Source organism: Paenibacillus sp. Marseille-Q9583 (genome assembly GCF_976954365.1).
This window is the reverse complement of record NZ_CDRJTB010000012.1, coordinates 85,164-105,320: the sequence shown is the minus strand read 5'-3', so window position 1 is coordinate 105,320 and position 20,157 is coordinate 85,164. Positions and strand designations below refer to the sequence as shown.

General features: G+C 42.9%; 15 protein-coding genes. 1 reads left to right on the top strand and 14 read right to left on the bottom strand.

Annotated elements, in window-relative coordinates; translation table 11 throughout:
* Window positions 1-12: 12 nt before the first annotated feature.
* The 7 genes from ACWNM1_RS08530 to ACWNM1_RS08500 form a co-directional block, all read right to left on the bottom strand.
* Complete coding sequence (locus ACWNM1_RS08530; protein WP_449600663.1) at window positions 13-2,562, bottom strand: beta-mannosidase; 2,550 nt, start codon at window positions 2,560-2,562, stop codon at window positions 13-15.
* A gap of 67 nt (window positions 2,563-2,629) precedes the next feature.
* Window positions 2,630-3,691, bottom strand: a complete 1,062-nt coding sequence (locus ACWNM1_RS08525; RefSeq protein ID WP_042190695.1) for a BtaManbiosPhlase — start codon at window positions 3,689-3,691, stop codon at window positions 2,630-2,632.
* Window positions 3,692-3,727: 36 nt separating this feature from the next.
* A complete protein-coding gene (locus tag ACWNM1_RS08520) occupies window positions 3,728-4,672 on the bottom strand; it encodes an MTP-1 family protein (RefSeq protein ID WP_449600651.1) in 945 nt (314 codons plus the stop codon).
* Window positions 4,673-4,689: 17 nt separating this feature from the next.
* The gene (locus tag ACWNM1_RS08515) at window positions 4,690-6,345 is read right to left on the bottom strand and encodes an alpha-glucosidase (protein ID WP_449600650.1); all 1,656 of its coding nucleotides are present in this window, start codon (window positions 6,343-6,345) and stop codon (window positions 4,690-4,692) included.
* A gap of 23 nt (window positions 6,346-6,368) precedes the next feature.
* A complete protein-coding gene (locus ACWNM1_RS08510) occupies window positions 6,369-7,208 on the bottom strand; it encodes a carbohydrate ABC transporter permease (RefSeq protein WP_076117117.1) in 840 nt (279 codons plus the stop codon).
* Window positions 7,195-8,073: a carbohydrate ABC transporter permease gene (locus tag ACWNM1_RS08505; protein ID WP_188114673.1), complete on the bottom strand. Its 879-nt coding sequence runs from the start codon at window positions 8,071-8,073 to the stop codon at window positions 7,195-7,197. The genes ACWNM1_RS08510 and ACWNM1_RS08505 overlap by 14 nt, the downstream gene beginning before the upstream one ends.
* A gap of 2 nt (window positions 8,074-8,075) precedes the next feature.
* Complete coding sequence (locus tag ACWNM1_RS08500) at window positions 8,076-9,389, bottom strand: ABC transporter substrate-binding protein (protein ID WP_149646680.1); 1,314 nt, start codon at window positions 9,387-9,389, stop codon at window positions 8,076-8,078.
* A 344-nt stretch (window positions 9,390-9,733) separates the two neighbouring features.
* On the opposite strand from ACWNM1_RS08500, the gene ACWNM1_RS08495 reads away from it, so the two are divergent.
* Window positions 9,734-10,750, top strand: a complete 1,017-nt coding sequence (locus ACWNM1_RS08495) for a LacI family DNA-binding transcriptional regulator (protein ID WP_449600649.1) — start codon at window positions 9,734-9,736, stop codon at window positions 10,748-10,750.
* A 481-nt stretch (window positions 10,751-11,231) separates the two neighbouring features.
* Here ACWNM1_RS08495 and ACWNM1_RS08490 read toward each other — a convergent pair whose 3' ends face one another.
* The 7 genes from ACWNM1_RS08490 to ACWNM1_RS08460 all read right to left on the bottom strand — a co-directional run bounded on the left by ACWNM1_RS08490 (window position 11,232) and on the right by ACWNM1_RS08460 (window position 20,142).
* Window positions 11,232-11,861, bottom strand: coding sequence for a polysaccharide deacetylase family protein (locus ACWNM1_RS08490; protein ID WP_449600648.1), 630 nt, complete (start codon window positions 11,859-11,861; stop codon window positions 11,232-11,234).
* 100 nt (window positions 11,862-11,961) lie between these two features.
* Window positions 11,962-13,446, bottom strand: a complete 1,485-nt coding sequence (locus ACWNM1_RS08485; RefSeq protein ID WP_449600647.1) for an alpha-N-arabinofuranosidase — start codon at window positions 13,444-13,446, stop codon at window positions 11,962-11,964.
* 30 nt (window positions 13,447-13,476) lie between these two features.
* Complete coding sequence (locus ACWNM1_RS08480; protein ID WP_341114379.1) at window positions 13,477-14,334, bottom strand: carbohydrate ABC transporter permease; 858 nt, start codon at window positions 14,332-14,334, stop codon at window positions 13,477-13,479.
* 11 nt (window positions 14,335-14,345) lie between these two features.
* Window positions 14,346-15,218, bottom strand: a complete 873-nt coding sequence (locus tag ACWNM1_RS08475) for a carbohydrate ABC transporter permease (protein ID WP_449600646.1) — start codon at window positions 15,216-15,218, stop codon at window positions 14,346-14,348.
* Window positions 15,219-15,285: 67 nt separating this feature from the next.
* Window positions 15,286-16,596 carry an extracellular solute-binding protein gene (locus tag ACWNM1_RS08470; RefSeq protein WP_449600645.1) on the bottom strand — a complete coding sequence of 437 codons (1,311 nt, stop codon included), beginning with the start codon at window positions 16,594-16,596 and terminating at the stop codon, window positions 15,286-15,288.
* 116 nt (window positions 16,597-16,712) lie between these two features.
* On the bottom strand, window positions 16,713-18,293 hold the full coding sequence (locus tag ACWNM1_RS08465) for a response regulator (protein ID WP_449600644.1): 1,581 nt from the start codon (window positions 18,291-18,293) through the stop codon (window positions 16,713-16,715).
* 7 nt (window positions 18,294-18,300) lie between these two features.
* Complete coding sequence (locus ACWNM1_RS08460) at window positions 18,301-20,142, bottom strand: sensor histidine kinase (RefSeq protein ID WP_449600643.1); 1,842 nt, start codon at window positions 20,140-20,142, stop codon at window positions 18,301-18,303.
* Window positions 20,143-20,157: the final 15 nt, after the last annotated feature.

Genomic DNA, 20,157 nt, shown 5'->3' with positions numbered 1-20,157 from the left:
TCCAAGTTTTTGTTAATACGCATCATTCATTGCCGTTACACGTAAGGTCTCCCAAGGCAGTGCCCCGGCATCAACATGATGCACACGAATCGTCTTCTCCTCACCCGGAATCAGATCAAAGAAATTATCGTCCATGATCACCCAGGCTGCATCTAGTTCGATCATCACCATCCGTGCCACACGATCCGAAATCAAGTGGATATGTCCTTTCGCTTCATCCACGGAGATCTGAACATGTGCGGGTTGATAATCCATATCCTTATAGTCTCTTAAATAGAGTACATAATCTTCTGTTACCCGTTTCTTCGAACGAAGTACGACCACAACCTCGCCAGCGCTATGTTGCTGCAGTACCTCAGCTTCAGTTAACTTGGCAAAATTAACTTTACTGTTCGCTTCAACGATAACGTCGAATGCACGCTGATACACAATTGTACCATCCATCCGATAGATCGTTAATTCCGCCTCATCCTGATAAACTTCACGGCGATCATTGAGAGCCCATAACAGCAGCTGTCCATTCGGATCATGATCCACACATAAGAGTACCGGTGCAAAGAATTTACGCGCATAGTGGTAGCTCGCCTTTGGTAAGCCATAATAATCGATAACAGACCAGCTTGTTCCCGGCCAGCAATCATTGAATTGCCAGAATAAAGCCCCGCTCGTATCCGGCTTATTACGGCGGTAATGCTCAATGCCATACCTCAATCCCTCTGCCTGGGTCAGCATCGAGAATTGAATATATTCATTGATATCCTTCGGAACTCCTGTATAACCCTCCATGAGCATAATGCCCTTTGGATAATGGACATCTTTATTACGATACTTCATTTCATCGCTATCCCAATAGAACTGATTGTCCGGCATGTTCTTTGCTAAGGTGTAACGATTGGAAGCGGCATGCAGCCCGAATTCACTGGCGAATTTCGTGAAGTCTGACTTGAATCGTTTGAACGATATCCCTTCAACACTATAATCCTGTGTCTGCGGTTCACCAAACTGACGGGGCTCATTATTCCCATGCCAGACTTGCCAGTTATGGGTATCGCCCACCTCACGCGAATTGTGATCATTGCCGCCAAAAGGCGAGCTAGGCCAAAACGTTCGCGTTGGATCAAGGTGCTCCAGTAACGCTGGCATGAGCTCATGGTATATTTTTTCTCCATAAAAGGGATGTGTGATCTCACCGTTAGAGGACAGTGCCTCATACAACCAATCATTCTCGTTATTCCCACACCATAGAGCAAGGCTCGTACGACTGCGAAGACGTTTGACGACCTGCTCAATTTCGCGGTGAACATTATTCATAAAATTACGATTGTAATCTGGATACAATGCACAAGCGAACATGAAGTCCTGCCAGATTAAGATTCCTAACCGATCACATTCATCAAAGAAAATATCCCGCTCATAAATGCCTCCACCCCAAGCGCGAATCATATTCATATTGGCATCCTTGGCCATCTGAAGCAGATGTGTATAGCGGCTGTCTGGCACGGTAGCAATAAAGCTATCAATAGGGATCCAATTTGCACCTTTAGCAAAAACCTTTACGCCGTTCAATACAAAAGTGAAAGCATGGCGCCCTTCTTCATCCAGCTGCATCAACTCGATCTTTCGAATCCCAAATGGCTGCTCATAGGTATCTATTCGCTCCCCATCAGCAAATAACGTAACGCGTAGATGATATAAGAAAGGTGTTCCTAGATCATGGGTCCACCATAAGTTCGGATCCGTCACTTGCAAGGTAACTGAATGATGAAGCGTACGCGCTGTAATCGCACCATCAACTGTAATCCCTCCAACCTTATCCAAAGAGACATGTTCTTCCGCAACACGCTCTGTACCTTCTAAAAGTTCCACACGCGCCATATACGAACATCCGCTATCAAAGGCATGTGCGCATAAATCCACATCAACAACACCTACTTGACCCTCTACCGAAGTTGTTCGAGCAAACACATGATCTAAATGTGCATGACGGCGTTTAATCAAATGCACCTCTTTCCAAATGCCTGCACAGACCAGACGTGGACCCCAGTCCCAACCAAAATGACTCTGCGCTTTACGTGTCCAGATCCGTTTCTTACTAAAGCCTGACCAATAATATTGGACCTTATCACCTGCGTGTACATGAATAGGATCAAATTTTACGGCAAGCGTATTTTTCCCTTTATTTAATTCACGGGTTACATCAAATGAATGGCTAATGAACATATTATCTGTTGATCCAAGCTCCACACCGTTGAGATATACGGTTGCATAGGTATCTAACCCTTCGAATAATAGCTCCATCTTCTCACCAGGTTTAAGATCAGAATCGTATGAAAAGACCGTACGATACCACCATACCTTTTCTTCAATCCAACGACATTTCTGATCTTGGTGGCCAAAGAAAGGATCATCAATAATGCCTTTCTCCCGAAGCGTCGTATGGATGTCACCGGGCACTGAGGTGGTCATCCAGAAATAATCAATAAACTCTGGCGATGCAACTTCAAGATCCCGGGCTTCCCCCACATGAAAATCACGAAGTTTCCAGTTTTCAGTTAATTTAATGTTCATTCTATTCATCCTCTCTCCCAAATTAAAACGCCAAAACCACTTCGGTTTTGACGTTTTATTGTTATACGTATATCAAGCTATCTAAAATTTCTTGTACACTAAGTTCTGCGCAAGCCATCGATGTATCCGCGACTCCGTAATACATTTTAACAACATCGCCTTCCACGAGTGCACCGCAAGAGAATACAACATCGCCGAAGAATCCGTTCTTCTCATAATCCGCTTCCGGCTCCATGATAGGAGCATTGGAGCGCGCAATCACCTTCGAGGGGTCATTTAGATCTAACAAAACTGCTCCCATGCAATAACGATGTTCCAGCGTGGCTCCATGATACAGCTCCAGCCAGCCTTTCTCGGTCTTGAATGGAACCGCACCGCCGCCAATCCGGCCGCTATCCCACATCCCCTCACGCAAACCGATCAGATGCTTATGGTTACCCCAATATAATAAGTTGTCCGATTCTGCGATCCATATTTCCGGATCTCCCGTACTTTTCGTTGTTGGACGGTGCAATGCATAATATTTGCCGTTAATTTTCTCTGGGAAAATCAATACATCTTTATTATCCGGCCCAAAGATCATGCCGTGGTGAGTTACATTCACGAAATCTTTAGTTGATACCAGCGATTCTCCAACGCCCACAGGGGAGACTGCCGAGAAATAAATATAGTAGGTATCCCCAATTTGGGTTACCCGAGGATCTTCTACCCCGAAGGTCTCCAGTGAATTGGAAGGGTACACAAATGGCTTCTCATCCACCGTAAAATGATGTCCATCCTTACTTCGAGCGATTCGGATATAAGATAATGAAGTCAAGTACTGAAATGTAGCACTAGCGGATTTATTCTTAATCACACGCGGATCAGAGAAGTCGAAGCGCTCATCATCGGTATTCAGATCCAAAATATCCAATTCATTGGTCTCCGGATTATAAATCGGAGCTTTCACAATTTTTGGATCCTTGCTAATTGGGCGTTCTGCTACACGGAGAAACATTAATATTTCACCATTATAGCTAGCAATACCGGCATTAAATGCACCAATCACTTCAAAGTCATCGTGATACGGCTTAACGTCCGCCGGTGTAATAAGTGGATTTTGTTCATAACGATAGATTTTCATGTTGTAATAACTCCCTTAACCAAATGGATTTCATACTTATAAAATTTCAAATTGAGCAAAAGGATCAGGGATTGTTGCTCGTTGTGCTTCCGCATCGCTGATTCCTGCATATATATTAGCTGTACCATCTTCATGACGTACGAGCCCGCCGCTGAATACGACATCCTCCAAATCAGGACGTTTGGCAACACCTGGTAAGAACTGATTGCGTACAGCGATTAATTGAATATCCGAGTACTCACCAGTTGCCGGATCGATAGCGAATACCATCGGGTAATAGTGACGATCGCCCGCATCATCAAAAGATGCGATATGCCCAAGAACACCGAGAAGTCCATTCTTTAGCAAGTGTGCTTCATTCGCACCGCCCCACTCTTCATCAACAAACTGTCCATCCAATAACGGTGTTTCTTCGATCAATGGAATGGATAACGCTTCTAACGATGCAATGCGGGTAAAGCCGATTTTACCGCGTCCTCCTTTATCTCCTTGGGGGCGGGTCAGTACTCCGATGCTATCTTTCAGGTCAACTAGGCGCAGATCTTTCATGCCATCCGGTCCTTTAAAGAATGGTTCTAAGCTCGCGATGTTCTTCCCGCGGTAGAATACTGTACGCCACATTAAGGCATCAGCCTTTACCGGATGTGGATAAATTTGAACGCCTCCAACTATCAATTCGCCATTAATTTTCGTGAAAAAAGGATCTTGAAGTTCAAGGGTAGGCGCTCCTTCACGGGGTACCCATTGTCCATCACGTTCGACAAAAAAAACAACATCGGAATGCTCGCTGTCACGGGATTCAACCCGCCCCGCAATCACCCACTCACCCTCATCTTGGAATGGAGCTGTAATATTGTAGACATCTTTATGATCTACACCTGTGAATGTTAATTTCTGTGTATTGGTTACGGATACGTCTTTCATTGCGTATTCCATGAGCAGTTGTTCACATGTCTTCACAGTATTCTTGAGCAGTTTCATAATAATAAAATTCCTCTCTAGTCAAATAATAGCGGCGCACGCATCCATATTGCGGCTTCATTCGGCAACAGAGTTACCAAGTCTGTACCGCTCACTATGTCTCGGCGGCTTGATAATATATTAGTTGCTTGCCCATCCAGCAGCTCACTAGGATCAATCTGTATGCTCTGATTATCGTAATTCAAGGCTACGAGCGCTCTGGTATTAGTTTCTTTCAAAGTTCTTACATATAAAATAAGATTTCCTCTGCGTTCCAGCACGTCATAATCCCCGAATTGAAATACATCCTGTGTATTGCGCAAGTGGAGAAGCTTTTTATAATAATGTAATAATGAATTCGGTTGATTGCATTCGGACTCCACGTTTAATTGCTGATAATTTGGGCCCATGCCAATCCATGGTGTTCCTGACGTAAACCCGCCATGTGGACTTGCGTTCCATTGCATTGGTGAGCGAGACGCATCTCTTCCCTTTGTATTCGCAACTTTCAGGGCTTCCGCCTGGGTTATCCCCCGCTGTAGTGCGATTTCATATGCTTTCAATCCTTGGATGTCCCGCATATCTTCCAGCTTATGGGCTACGAAATTCCGCATCCCAATCTCTTCACCGAAATATAAGAAAGGTACCCCTTTTGCGGTCAAGGCCAACGTTGCCATAAGGCGGGCCCGTTCTTCCTCAATCTCCGCGTCCCCTTCACCAAAACGCGAAATTACGCGGTCCATATCATGACTACCGAAGAATAACGTTGGAATCTGATCTGCATGGTGCATCTTCTCCATCGTCTTAAGCTCGGCGAACAAATTCTCTGGACTAAATTCCTTCTGGCTTCCCAGATTGAAATTAAAGACCACATCAAACTTACCCGTTCCGCTGTAACGCTTCAGCATGTCCATATCTTCAGAGCCGACTTCACCTACCATGAACATTCCGCTATGCGCATGAACAAACCTGCTAATTTCCTCGATGGCATCCATAATTCCATCTTGATTCTGATCATGTACATGCTTCTGCTCACCCGTTACTTCATCCATCGGGTTATCCGGGAATTGATCGGACACCGATAAGAAGTTGATCACATCTAACCGGAAGCCACTTATGCCTTTGCCCAGCCAGTAAGCCATAACATCCTTCATCGCTTCTTTAACTTCGGGATTTGCCCAGTTCAAATCGACCTGTTCTTTCGCAAACCCATGATAGTAATACTGTTCTGTTGCAGCATCCCATTCCCACGCGGTTCCACCAAAAAACGATTCCCAGTTATTAGGCACACCGCCGTTCACAGCGTCCTTCCAAATGTACCAATCCCGCTTCGGGTTCGCCCTTGAAGATCGCGATTCCTTGAACCATGCATGCTCTGAAGACGTATGATTCAGGACAAGATCGGCAATCACTCTGATCCCGCGAGCCTTCGCTTCCTGAATAAACCGTTCGAAATCTTCCATCGTTCCAAAGTCTGGATCAATCTGACAATAATCTGCAATGTCATACCCATTATCTACTTTTGGAGACTTATAGAACGGCGTTAGCCAAATCCCCCCGATGCCAAGTTCCCGCAAATAATCCAGCTTGGAAGTAAGACCTTCGAAATCACCAATCCCATCCCCGTTGCTATCACAGAAGCTTGGCATATACACTTCATAGAATACCGCCCTTTTCCACCACGGCTTTTCCAATCGATACCCCCTCCTGTGCAGACCTATTTCAAGTTAAATTGCATGCCTTCCTGGAACTTCTTACCAAAAATAATGAACAAAATAATGATTGGCAAGGTGAGCATCACTGCACCGGCATACATCGGACCCGGATACGATTGATACGGACCAAACATCTGAGATAATAAAACGTTCAATGTTAACATGCCGTCACTTCGGACAACGATCATATCCCATAAGAGCTCTGTCCAACGTTCCATTAGCAGGAATAGGAATACAACGGTCGTAATGGACTTCGACATCGGCATCATAATCTTATACAGGATTTTGAAATCGGATGCCCCATCCAGCTTGGCGGCTTCAATGAAGGCATCGGGTACCGCCTTAAAAAAGTTGGTGTACATGAAGATCCCCCATAAACTCATCGCCTTGGGAATAATGAGCGCCCAATACGTATCGAACAGTCCTACTTTTTGAATAATCAAAAAGTTAGGGATGATCAGAATGATTGCCGGGAAGAACATATGAAACAACACAAAGTTGTTAATAGAGTCTCTCCCGCGGAATTTCAGCTTCGAGAGCGCATAAGCGACCATAATCGCGAACATCATCATTAAGGCTGTAGATACCAGAGAAACGAACACACTGTTAAAGAAGGCGTGAATCCATGGTCTTGTAATCCCGGTCTCACCACCTGTAAAGAGCCATTGATACGAGCGCAGCGTAAATTTCGTCGGTATCAGCTTCCGGTCTACCTGTGACCAATCTGCAAGTGAGTTCAATACCATATATAAATAGGGGAATACCATAATCACGAGCAGTACGATCGCAATCAGATAGCGGATCGACAGCCGGAGCTTGATGTTTGAATTAGACCCAACCATTGCGCTTACCCCACATTTCCAGAATTTTCCGGATTACGAATATAGATATAAATGTCGCAACCGCAGCCATAATCGCGATAGCTGACGCGTAACCTGCCTGCAGGTTCTTAAATGCTTGACTGTATATTTCCATTTGCCATGTATTCGTTGCGTAGTTTGGTCCGCCGCCTGTTAATTGGTAGACCTCAGTAAAGATACCGAATGTTGCACCAAAGGATAAAATTAAGGTTGTATAAATCGCAGGGTAAAGCAAAGGCAACGTAATTTTCCAGAACCTTTGGCTGTCCTTCACGCCATCAATTGCCGCTGCTTCATATACTTCCTGATCAATGCTTTCTAAACCTGAAGTAAGAATTAACGCATAGTAACCTGTAAATTTCCAAGCCATAATCATCGCAACGACGAACAATGCCGAGAAAGATCCGCCAAGCCAGTCAATATCAAGACCTAACCGATCCCTTAGAAACGTCTGAACAGGACTTGTATGTGACAAAAAACCTTTAACAATAAGGGATGCAACAACTCCTGAGGATAGGTAAGGCAAGAAGAATCCAATAAGAAATACGGTTTTTAATTTAGGTAAGCCTTTTACAATTACCGCTACAAAAAGCGACATGGCTGTGACAATCGGTACAAATACGATCATAAATTTGTACGTTACCCAAAATGCCGATCTTACCCCTGGCGTACCTAATGCTTTGGTAAAGTTCTTGAACCCTACAAAATCATAAGTTGGTGAAATCAAGTCCCAGTTAGTAAAAGACAAATATAGAGACCAGATAAGCGGGCCCAAGAAAAACACAGTCGAAAAAATAAGGTAAGGGCTGGCAAAAAGCCAGCCTAACCGATTATTATTTTTTTCAATCATTATTGAAGTTCCCCTTCAATCGCCTTCTTCATATTGTCCCAACCCGTTTTTGGATCAATCTCACCACGAACGATTTTGTTAAAGGCCTCTTGACCAATAAAGGTTTGCAATTCGTTGAATTTCGGATTGTCCATGGATGGAACAGCATTCGGGATTGCTTTAGCATACTCTTGCAATACAGGCGTTTTTTCAAATACTGGTTTAAACACTTCATTTGTACCTACATCATCACGTGCTGGAGGCAAGTTTGTTTCTTGGAAAAAGGCAACATCGTTTTTGTCATCCGAATATACCCACTTGATGAATTCTATTGCAGCAGCTTGTTGCTCTGGACTAGCCGATGCATAGATAACAATTCCTTTAGCATCCGCAAATGTTTTTGCATTCGCTGGATCCATACCGTCAGGAACAGGCGGCAATGTTACTTCAAAGTTCTCCTTGTACTGAAGCTCTGGATATTTCTCAGCCCATGTGCTGAATGTCCAAGGTCCTACATCCGTAAAAACGCCCACGCCATTTTCAAAAGGTTCTGTTACATTCTGAGACAACAGCCCTTTCTCCTTACGAAGATTGTCCACGAAAGTAAGAACGTCTACGCCAGCCTTTTCATCGCCAACAAATTGGCTGCCTTCAATGAATTTGTTGCCATCTGAAGCTGCATTGTACAGCATAAAGAAGTCGAACCATCTTTTCCAAGAGGTAGGGTCTGCTAAGTCAGGTTTCGCCCAAAGATATTTATCTGGGTATTTTGCTTTTAATTTTTTCGTTGCCTCAATTACTTCGCTGTATGTTCTCGGAACTTCATTCACACCAGCTTCTTTCAAAATATCCGTTCTCCATCCGAACAACATCGCATTCGAGTAGATTGGGAGAACATATTGATGGCCATCCGCAAATTCCCAAGGCTCAATCGTTTTGGTCATATTACGTTTTGTCACAATATCATTGAAGCCAGCAATCGTATCCAATGGAACTAACGCTTTACTGTTTGCTAGTTGCGCTGCAAAACCACGGCTAATATTCTCAGTCATTGTTGGAGCGCTTCCACCTGCAATTGCAGCTTGGATACTCGCCTCAGAAGTAGGGGATTCCTTGATCGCACTTACATTGATTTTCACTTTAGGATTAACAGTCTCATACTCTTTGGCAATTTTCTGCCAATATGCTTGTTGAGTCGGGTTAGGTGCAGCCCAGAACTCAATAGTTGTTACTCCATCTGCTGAAGTGCCTGAATTACTGCTCTTTGATCCACAACCGGCAAGAATCGTGAATACAAGCGTAAGTGCAAGCATGACTGAAAGCTTCTTCTTCATAAAATAAACCCTCCCTGAGTATCGATGCACATCAGTGCAGCATTTTGTAATTCCTAGATATATTTTTGTAACGTTACAAATTAGATAAACATATACCTGTAAGCGGCTTTGTAAGCGTTACAATTGCTATTATTATAGTTTTTAGCGAAAATGTCAACCTATTATTCGAGTATTAATGAAAAAGACACAATTAATCACATTACAAATTAACTTTACTTAAATAGTTTGTAATGTTAAAATAATTTATAGTTGTAATGTAGTTTTACAACATAATCTTTAGTATTATGAGAGACAGTATGGAAGAATATTCATTACACTTCTAATTAGAAAGGACGTATCTTCGCATGAAGGTGAAGGTAACAATGCAAGATATCGCCGATCGATTAAATATATCGAAGAACTCTGTTTCTCAGGCTCTGTCCGGTAAAGACGGTGTGAGTGAGGAAACGAGACAGTTAATTATCGATACTGCGAATGAAATGGGTTACACCTATTCGCGAGGGCGCAAAAGCACAGAAGAAGAAGCTGGAACCTTTGTCATTTTGGCATCAGAATTTGCATTTTCCAAACGTAACTTTTTTGGAGAAATTTATTTGAGCATTGAGAAGGAAGCAGCGAAGCGAAATAAGCGTATGGTGATTCAATCTATTGATCATCACGCTTCCGAACAATTGATTCTGCCTCCTATATTATTTGATCCTTCCGTAGAAGGAATCTTGATTCTGTCCCATATTACGACACCATATATTCAAGCAGTGACGGGCACAGGGATTCCCACCGTGTTAATTGATCACCATCACCCTGATCTTAAGGCCGATAGTATTCTCACCAATAATCGTTATGCCGCTTATACAGCGGTGCAGCATTTAATTGAATTGGGACATACCCGTATTGGCTTCATCGGCAATATTCAATTCTCACCAAGCTATTACGAGCGTTTAGAAGGTTATCGCCTGGCTCTATACCAATCAGCAATTGAATACAACCCAATATGGGTGTTCGATCGTGCCATTGAAGAAATGGATGATGTGTTCAACGCTGTACAAAAGTTGGATAAGCAGCCTACGGCTTGGTTCTGTGTCAATGACGGCTTTGGGTTCTTGATCAATTCCGTGATGTACAAGCTTGGGTATCAGATCCCCCAAGATGTATCTATTGTGAGCTTTGATAATGGACAGTTATCGCGGATAACAACTCCTTTGACTACAACGATGGATGTAGATTTGTCTTACTTTGGACGAAAAGCTATAGAACAACTCTTCTGGCGCATTGATCATCCCGAGGAGCCTTTTATAGAAATTCTCCTTCCTACCCATCTGATCATTCGGGAATCCACACAACATCCAAATGCAAAGAGATAATACATCAATCTAGTAAATCCACATATAATATAAATAACCTCACCCAATCCAATTCGAATGGGTGAGGTTTTTCAGATGCTTTGGAAGCGTGAGTGATAGCATATCTTAAGCAAGTATGTAAATTTACTAACAGGCATGGATAAGGCTTTGGCCTTCCCACTTACGGCTTCATTCGGCAGGTTTGCTTTTAAGTTTCCCTTTTGCTTGGCTAAGTATATTCCGTACAGGGTTCCCATCTGCCGTGCTCGTCTCTCCTCTGATACCCGGCTCATACACAGGATTCAGATTTGGTGAGAATCCAGCACCCAAGCAAGCAGAGAGTACAGCCATTACACAACAAAGCAGGGCCCCTTCCTCGATAAAATCGAGGAAGGGGCCCTGTTAATAGGTTATGAAGGTATCATTGATCACTAAAAGCGAGACAATTCAGAAAATCCGGAGACAACAGCGTCTGGAAATTATGCTTACCTTTGGCTAATCTTTATAACTGGAGAACAGCGATTCCAAACAACTCACTTAAAGTCACGAATCGATAACCCTCGGCATCAAGCTCTTCCACCAATATCCGGACAGCTTCAATGGTTTGAGCTCGTTCTCCATACCCATCATGAAACAAAAAAATGCTTCCATTTTCGATGGTTGGTCTCGTATGATCCAGAATAAAATCGACACCGGGCTGTTCCCAATCCTTCGCCTCACCGTTTACAGCGCCAATCGAATGGTATCCGAATTCTGCAGCAAGCCTAAGAATATCATCGTTAACACCAAAAAAAGGTGGTCTAAAGTTCGATACATGCGTTCCCGTCACTTTACGAATCGTATCATCCGCCCGCTGCAATTCAGCTCTTGCTTCGTCTAAAGTCAGTGTTGTCAAATCAGGATGGGAGTAGGTATGATTGGCAATCTCATGTCCGGCCATATGAACCTGTGCTGCGATAGCCTCGTACATATTGAGCTCTTGACCGATCATAAAAAAAGTCGCTTTACCATTATGTTTATGGAAGATATCCAGCAACTCTTTCGTATATAATGGATGCGGCCCATCGTCGAACGTAAAAGCGACTACCTTCTCCTGAGTTGGGACCTTATGAACTAATGATAATTTAGCCATTATATTACTCCTTCCGATTCACATCCTATGAAAGCCTCATATACATCCATTATTGCTGCGGTATAATGCCATGTCAACGCCGGATCTAAGCACACAATCCTTAATTGAGTGTCAACACGACCACGGACATCGGCGGCAGCGTTGCCAGTAAACCGTCTTCACTTATACTCGTAACGCCGTTGAATGACTGTGGCTTCACCCTCTCCGGTTGCCCAAATGTGTTGTGAGCATTCATATCTGTATGCGTCAGCATCCGGCCACTAACATTCAACCTTCCACCCAACCCACGTAACCCAAGAGATACATCTACTTGGTGATGGGGGTCGATGTTACATAGGCTGATGTCGATCGTTCCGTTAGGCCGCTTCGAAGCCGATGCACTGATTTGCGGAAGCGATTCATCACCCACACGGTATTCGCCAATCTCCAGGTGAATCGCGAGCGTCTCTGCATCCTGGTGCACCTTAAACATTTCGAACACGTGATAGGTTGGTGTAAGCAACATCTTATCACCTTCCGTTAGAATCATCGCCTGTAGCACGTTGACTGTCTGGGCAATGTTCGCCATGTGGACACGGTCGCAATGACGGTGGAATACGTGGAAATGCAGTCCCGCAACAAGCGCATCACGCAGCGTGTTCTGCTGATACAAGAAGCCAGGATTTGTACCCGGTTCTACTTGGAACCAGGTGCCCCACTCGTCGACAATTAAGCCCACACGTTTCTTTGGATCGTGTTGATCCATGATCGCCGTGTGTCGGGTAATGAGCTCGTCCATTTGTAGCGCGAGCTGCATGGTCTCGAACCATTCCGCTTCATCAAAGCCAGTCGCCGGCCGCTTGATCTCAAATCCTCCAGGCACTGTGTAGTTATGCAGACTGAGACCATCCATAAGTCCACCGGCTTCACGTATTAGCGTCTCCGTCCAGTGGTAATCATCAACGTTTGCACCGCCAGCGATCTTATAGACTTGATTATGTCCGTAATTACGGACATACGTTTGGAAACGGCGGTATTCGTCGGCGTAGTACTCCGCCCGCATGTTGCCGCCACAACCCCAATTCTCATTTCCGACGCCAAAATATTTGAGCTTCCAAGGCTTCTCCCGGCCATTAGCCTTCCGCCATTTGGCCATAGGTGATTCGCCGTCAAAGGTCATGTACTCCACCCACTCCTGCATCTCCTGAACGGTGCCACTGCCAACATTTCCGCAGATATAAGGCTCCGTATCCAGCAGTTCACAAAGGTCGAAGAATTCATGGGTACCGAAGTGATTGTTCTCCACAACACCTCCCCAGTTCGTATTAACCATATGCTTGCGCGCCTCACGTGGACCAACGCCATCCTTCCAGTGATACTCATCAGCATAGCACCCGCCCGGCCATCTGAGCACCGGTATGCTAAGACCTCGCAGCGCCTCTAGAACATCATTCCGAATACCGCGGGTATTAGGAATCGGCGAATCCTCGCCTACCCAGATCCCTTCGTAGATACAACGTCCAAGATGTTCAGCAAAATGCCCATAAATATGACGACTGATCGTTCCGCGCGACTGATCAGTATTAACAGTAACCGTAGCTTTCATTAAAAGATCCTCCTTCTATTTTTGTATCCTTTATCCCTTGATTGCACCTGCGATCATACTCTTCTGCACCTGTTTGTTGAGGAGTAAATAGATTACAATCGTTGGAATCGTAGCAATCATGAGCCCCGCTCCAATAATCCCCCACTGTGTGATATAGGTCCCCACCATGGACATCATACCCACTGTTAAAGTCTGATAGAGTGAGTCATTGATGAACGTAGTCGCAAACATCAGCTCGTTCCAACAAGATAGGAATGTAAATATCGCAACCGTAGCAATAGCAGGACTTATAAGCGGCAACATAATGGAAAAGAACGTTCTGTAAATGCCGCATCCATCAATGACCGCTGATTCTTCCAATTCACGGGGAAGTCCCTTAAAGAAGCTACTGACGATGAACACGGCCAAAGGGATACCAAAAGCAACATAAGGAATAATCAAGGACCAATATGTATTCAGCAAATGTAAGTTCTTCAGGACCATAAACAGCGGCAGCAGGGCTGCATGAATCGGCACCATCATCCCTAGGAGGATCAGGGTCATCGTTAATTCACTGAATTTCCAGTTCATCCTCGCGACGGCATAACCAGTCATAGAAGCAAGAATCAGTACCAGAATAATGGATACAGACGTTACCAACACGCTGTTAAAAAAATAAGTTAATACATTACCGTCTGATAAGGCTTTAACATAGTTGCTCCAGAGAAATTCCTTAGGAAGGCCTACGACATCACCACTGAATATTTCACTATTATCTTTCAGCGAGAAAAATGCCAGCCAGATAAGGGGGTAAATTTGTACGATTGCCACAAGGATTAGAAACACTTGCAGTAGTATTTTCCCAAAATAATTCGACCTTTTTCGCAACACCACTTTTGCAGTACTCACTTTCCTCACCTCTATTCAGTCTTAAAAAATTTATTAATAACTACTGTAAACACTAAACATTCCAGAATTATGAAAACAGATACCGCACTACCATATCCATATCTGTAAGTGTCAAAAATAGTTGTATACATCAATGTGCTCGGTACTTCAGTGGAGAATAAAGGACCGCCGCCCGTCAATACATAAATTAGATCGAATACCTTAAAGGCACCAATGACTGAAAAGACAAGACATACTTTCAGAATAGGTCTCATTAGTGGAATGGTAATGGAGAATGCAGTTCTTATACGGGATGCTCCGTCAATTTTAGCTGCTTCGAGAATATCTTGTGAAACGGACTTTGCCCCAGCATACATCAGTAGCATATGATAGCCGACATACTGCCAAAGCGTTGGAATAAAGGACGCCACAAGGGCGGTATCTTTTTTACCAAGCCAATCTTGTGCCAGATTTGAAAGACCCACGCTTTCCAGTAACCAATTCAAAAGTCCGTAATCCGCATTATAAATTTTAGACCACAGTTGCGCGATTACAACGGTTGAGATAAGCACTGGAATGAAGTATATTGCACGATAAAATCCTTCACCCTTGACTGAAGAGGCCAATATAAGGGCAAGTAAAAGCGATATAGGCAACTGAATGAAAATTGATGCTGCCGCGAACAGCATAGAATTTTTTATGGAATTTAATGCTCGTGAATCTGTGAACATTTCCACATAATTGTCTAGTCCGATAAACGTACCTTTACCGATGCCATTCCAATCTAATAAACTATAGTAACTGGAGATAAAGATCGGAACTAATACAATGGAACAAAATATGAGGAGGGTAGGCAGGACAAATATAGCAATGGCCCTCTTGTTCGAAAATACAGAGTTCATCATGGTTCTCCTCTCAAAAATGTGGCCAGAGACAGTCTCTGACCACATCTCGCTTCATTTTTTTCACAGATCAGAGGCTTAGTTCCGTTGGTTTAAGCTGTGCCATCTGTTTGCAGAATTCATCAGGAGTGATGTCTCCCGCCAAGAGTTGCGCGATTAAGTTCTTGTGAGCTTCCGCAGAATCAGCCGGGAGAATATTGTCCCACCATGCAATAAAAGAAGTTGCTGTTTTCATAATATCTGCTGCGGATTTATCAAGTTCGGACAGACCAGAAGTATCAAGTGCGTCAATGTTCCAGCTAGGAAGCCCTGCTCCGGCAAGGAAGCCCTGTGTACCGAGCTGCTCGCTTAGATACATAAGAAACTCAACGGCTTCTTTGGGTTGCTTTGTGGTATTGCTGACATAAAAGCCATCCACCGCTCCTCCGAAGATTTCAGTATTCTTTCCCTTACCGTCTTCAAATACCGGGAAAGGAATCACCTTGACCTTGCCTTTGACGGCCGAGGATGGATCTTCGATACCTGCATTTACCCAGTTGGCTTGAAACATCATAGCCCCTTGTCCTGCATTAAACGCTCCAAGCATTTCATCATAGCTCATGCTGAACATGCTGCTATTGAAGAAGCCTGATTTGCCAAGTTCCTGCATTTTAGTAGCTGCAGCAACGAAATCTGGTGAATTCCATTTGGAAGGATCTTTAAATGCCTCAATGACTGCGTCATTTCCTGCCTGGCGCATCGCAATCATATCGTACCAATACATACCGGGCCAGCGGTCCTTCTCTCCAATGAGAGCCGGAGTAATCCCCGCTGCCTTTAGTTTCTCTCCCGCATCGAGCAGCTCTGAATAGGTTGTCGGAATTTTAGCTCCTGCTTTATCGAACAACTCAGTATTTACAAAAAGATTAGCGATATGGGTATAGACAGGCAGTGTATAGATTTTTCCATCAACCTCGATAGCTTCAGACATACCTGGAGCCATCTTCGATTTAATTTCGTCCGTTAAATAGCTGCTAATTTCAAGCACATTCCCGGATTCGATATAAGGCTGCATGAAGCTGCCTCCACCCATTCCATAAAAAATGTCAGGTGCTTCACCTGCCGCAAGTGAAGTCTTAATTTTGGTTTTATACTGCTCGCCAGTCGTTCCTGATCGTACAACTTGAATTTCTGGATGCTCCTTGTTCCACTTCTCAACGATTTCCGGCAATAATTTTGCAGATGGATCAGTATTACCTACGGATTGGTCCCATAACGTCAACTTAACACTTCCACTTTTCGACTGAGTTCCCCCAGATGATTCGGATGAACATGCAGTTACACTACCTACGATTCCTATAGCCAACGTTATGGTCATCGTCTTTCTTAATAACGCTTTCATCAATAAACCTCCCAAATGAAATTTGTTCTTCCTAGTATTAGTTTAGGGAAGCTACCATGATAACTCCATTCAAAATACCAACATATACCTTTCATTATTCGAACATATCCTCTTAATCATTTACCGCTTCTGTACTGATTCATCGACATCCCCGTAAATCTCTTAAACAAGATGCTAAAATAGTGTGCATCCTTGATTCCAACCTGTTCACCAACCTCGTATCCTTTTAAATCCGTATTCTTCAGCAGGTTTTCCGCCTTTTGCATACGTATGTTCGTAAGATACTCCACAAAGGTCTGGCCTGTTTCTTTCTTCATAAGCCGTCCTAAATGACCTGGACTGACAAAGAAAGTCCCAGCCGTACTAGCTAATCCTAATTTGGGATCATCCAAATTTTTCTCGAGATACTCTTTCACCTGACTGATGAGGTCCCCTTCTTTTGTTTGGTTTTTTGAATATATAATTCTTGATACGTGAAGAACATAACTCTCCAACAGGTTCATTAACTCCGGTAAATTGTCTGCAGTGAGAATAGAGACCCATGTTTCTTTATTGGACACTTCATCATCCTCGACCTGTTGCTCTATCGCAGCACGTTGGCATTCATTGATTACATCCATCGCTGCTAGACGAAACTGAGCTATGCTAGAGAAAGAAACCTCAAAGATCTGCGTTAGACTTTGAATTGCCTGTTCGCCCGAACCGACGCTGATGAAGAACTGCAGCTGCTGAAGATGATCTGGATTTGACTGGTAATGCGCCTCCCTGTTTCCTACAATATCCTCGAAGCAAACCACCTGATTATTTCCAACAAAGACCTTGTATTGCACCGCACGACATGCTTCCTGATATCCAAGGTGCGCTTCTTCTATATGTATACGTTTGCGCCCGATCCCGATGTTAACATAGCATTTGTAGGATTCACACAGATTGGTTATAAGTGATTCACAATCGCTGACAAGATTCGTCGCTTGGTTAAATGAAATGATTACAATTTGGTTTCGGGTATCTGTTAAAATAATCACTTGATTGTCGTTCTGGTAGAACGATTCCACTTTGTATCTGCATTCCATTCCCAAGAGAATCAACTGTTCCTCTGATTGCTTTACGGATGCTGAGGTAATTTCTAGAATAGCGATTTGAAAGGCCTCTTTGCTTAGGAACACCGGCAGTTTAAAATAGTCCGCTTTTTCATGAATCTCTTCTTTGGAAAGATCGCCCTTTAACCACTGATATAAATATTTTTCTCTGAGATATGGAAAATTCCGCTCTAAATCTTCCTTCAATCTCTCTAATTCCTTATCTCGCGTATGCTCCTCGTATATTTTATTTTTCAGCTTATCAATCACATGGAGCAAATCTGAAGCACGAATCGGTTTGAGAATGAAATCAGAAATTCCCATTTTGATGCTCTGATGTGCATATTCGAATTCATCATGACCTGTAACGATAACAATTTTTATATCCGGATACTTTGCTAAAACTTCCCTGCTAAACTCAATTCCGTTGATAGAGGGCATATAAATATCCGTAAAAATGATGTCCGGTCTCTGTTCATCCACCATATGCAAAGCTTCATGTGCATTGGAAGCTTCTCCTATAATAGTTAGGCCTTGCTTTTCCCAGTCAATACGCATCCTAAGCAGGTTCCTTATCAAATATTCATCATCAACAATCAAAACCTTTAATTTTTCCATTGCGTATCTATCCCTTCGGTATAATTATCGTTATCGTCATCCCTTTTCCTAATTCGCTTTCGATTTTAATACAGTTTTTATTTCCATAAAAAATACGCAAGCGCTCCATAGTTCCCCACAATCCAAAGCTCTTTAATTGATCTTTTCTTTCAAGAATTTGCATAATCTCTTCTTCCAACATCCCAACACCATCATCAGATATGGATATTCTTACTTCATCTTTCATATTTCGCGCAGTGATGCGAATCGTTCCTCTCGTTCCTTTAGGACGAATACCATGATAAAGCGAATTTTCAACCAACGGTTGCATAACCAGTTTGGGTATAGGAAATTGGCAGCAGTCTTCCTCTACGTCGAACTGAGCCTCAAAAACATCCTTGTAACGTATATTTTGGATTTTCAAATAATTACGAACCATTTCAATCTCTTCACCGACCGTGATAACGTCTAAGCCCTTGCTGACACTCATACGATAATAGTTTCCCAATGCCTCAATCATTTCACATAGCTGATCGTTTAATCCTGATAACGCCAACGAAGTAATGGAGTCCAGCGTGTTATATAAAAAATGCGGTTTGATCTGGGATTGCAGTGTATTTAGTTCAGCTTTACGAATCATCTTCTGCTCGTCGACGATTCGGGTCAGAAGCTGATCCATTTCCTCAATCATGTGATTATAACCGTTAAACAACTGTTCGAATTCATAAATATTGCGTTCTACATTTACTTTCATAAAATTACCGCTAGGAGCTTTGTTCATGGATCGCAGGAGCTTATGTATCGGATTAATAATACTGCGCGAAATGATGAAGGAACTAAAAAAGAAAATACTTCCATTAATAATCAATAGAAGCAATGCCAAGAGCACAAGCGATTTATTCCGCGAATCAATCGTTTTGTAGGGTGTAATACTTACAAATTTCCAATTAAATTCTCCACCCGAGAGATAAGAGATTCTATACTTCTGTGAACTAGAATTCAATGTAAGAGATCCTGAGTTGCTTTTCTGAAATTGTTGTTCCAGGCTCTCTCTGTTTGTCATAAGGATCTCTTTATAGACTGCATTATGTTGATCTTGGGTGGAATCGGATACGATGATATGATTATTTTCATCTAAAATAGCAATTTCAAAGGAACTCTGATTCAGCAGATTGGAATACGCCTGTACAAAGGCGTCGTCTTTGATATTAATGACCAACACCCCTAGGGGAGAAGTGTTATCAATATCCCGAATCAACCGTATAAAAGATACGAAATTTTCATCGGCTCCCATTCTTGAAAAAGCGCCGCTGCCATTTAATCTTAGAATATATTTCCCTTTATTACTTACAACTTGTTCATACCATGAGGCATCCTTTATGTCCGCTTCCATAAAAGTTGGTAATTCCTGTGTTCCGACGGAAAAACGATGCCCCGTATTGTCGAAAATATTAACAGAATCAATTATAGGAACCGCTTGCATAAGATTATACAAATAGGCGCTAACTTTAGACTGTGTATCCAGATTGGAATACACCCCTCCCTGCCTTAACAAATTTTGCAGATTATGATCGGAAAATATCATTTTAGAGTAGTTGTTTACGTTTTCAATCATTAAATCAACGTTTGTCTGTATAGAAGTAATTGTTTGCAAAGACGCCTCATTAATTTTCTTCTGGGCTGAATTAGTAGATATTTGATTTAACACCCCATAACTGAAACCCACCGTAAGCAAAATGACTAAAAAATAGGCAAATGGTATTTTAAATGCTAATTTTTTCGAGTTAGTGTTAATCAAAGATTTTATACTACTTATAATCCGTACCATCAACGTTTGATCCCCCATTTGTATGCCGTAATCTATCTTCACTGTTCTCCTAGCACT

Coding starts and splice junctions, on each gene's coding strand:
- ACWNM1_RS08475 (WP_449600646.1), bottom strand. CDS start 15,218: ATGATGAACTCTGTATTTTCGAACAAGAGGGCCATTGCTATATTTGTC.
- ACWNM1_RS08470 (WP_449600645.1), bottom strand. CDS start 16,596: ATGAAAGCGTTATTAAGAAAGACGATGACCATAACGTTGGCTATAGGA.
- ACWNM1_RS08500 (WP_149646680.1), bottom strand. CDS start 9,389: ATGAAGAAGAAGCTTTCAGTCATGCTTGCACTTACGCTTGTATTCACG.
- ACWNM1_RS08520 (WP_449600651.1), bottom strand. CDS start 4,672: ATGAAACTGCTCAAGAATACTGTGAAGACATGTGAACAACTGCTCATG.
- ACWNM1_RS08465 (WP_449600644.1), bottom strand. CDS start 18,293: ATGGAAAAATTAAAGGTTTTGATTGTTGATGATGAATATTTGATAAGG.
- ACWNM1_RS08490 (WP_449600648.1), bottom strand. CDS start 11,861: ATGGCTAAATTATCATTAGTTCATAAGGTCCCAACTCAGGAGAAGGTA.
- ACWNM1_RS08510 (WP_076117117.1), bottom strand. CDS start 7,208: ATGGTTGGGTCTAATTCAAACATCAAGCTCCGGCTGTCGATCCGCTAT.
- ACWNM1_RS08525 (WP_042190695.1), bottom strand. CDS start 3,691: ATGAAAATCTATCGTTATGAACAAAATCCACTTATTACACCGGCGGAC.
- ACWNM1_RS08485 (WP_449600647.1), bottom strand. CDS start 13,446: ATGAAAGCTACGGTTACTGTTAATACTGATCAGTCGCGCGGAACGATC.
- ACWNM1_RS08495 (WP_449600649.1), top strand. CDS start 9,734: ATGAAGGTGAAGGTAACAATGCAAGATATCGCCGATCGATTAAATATA.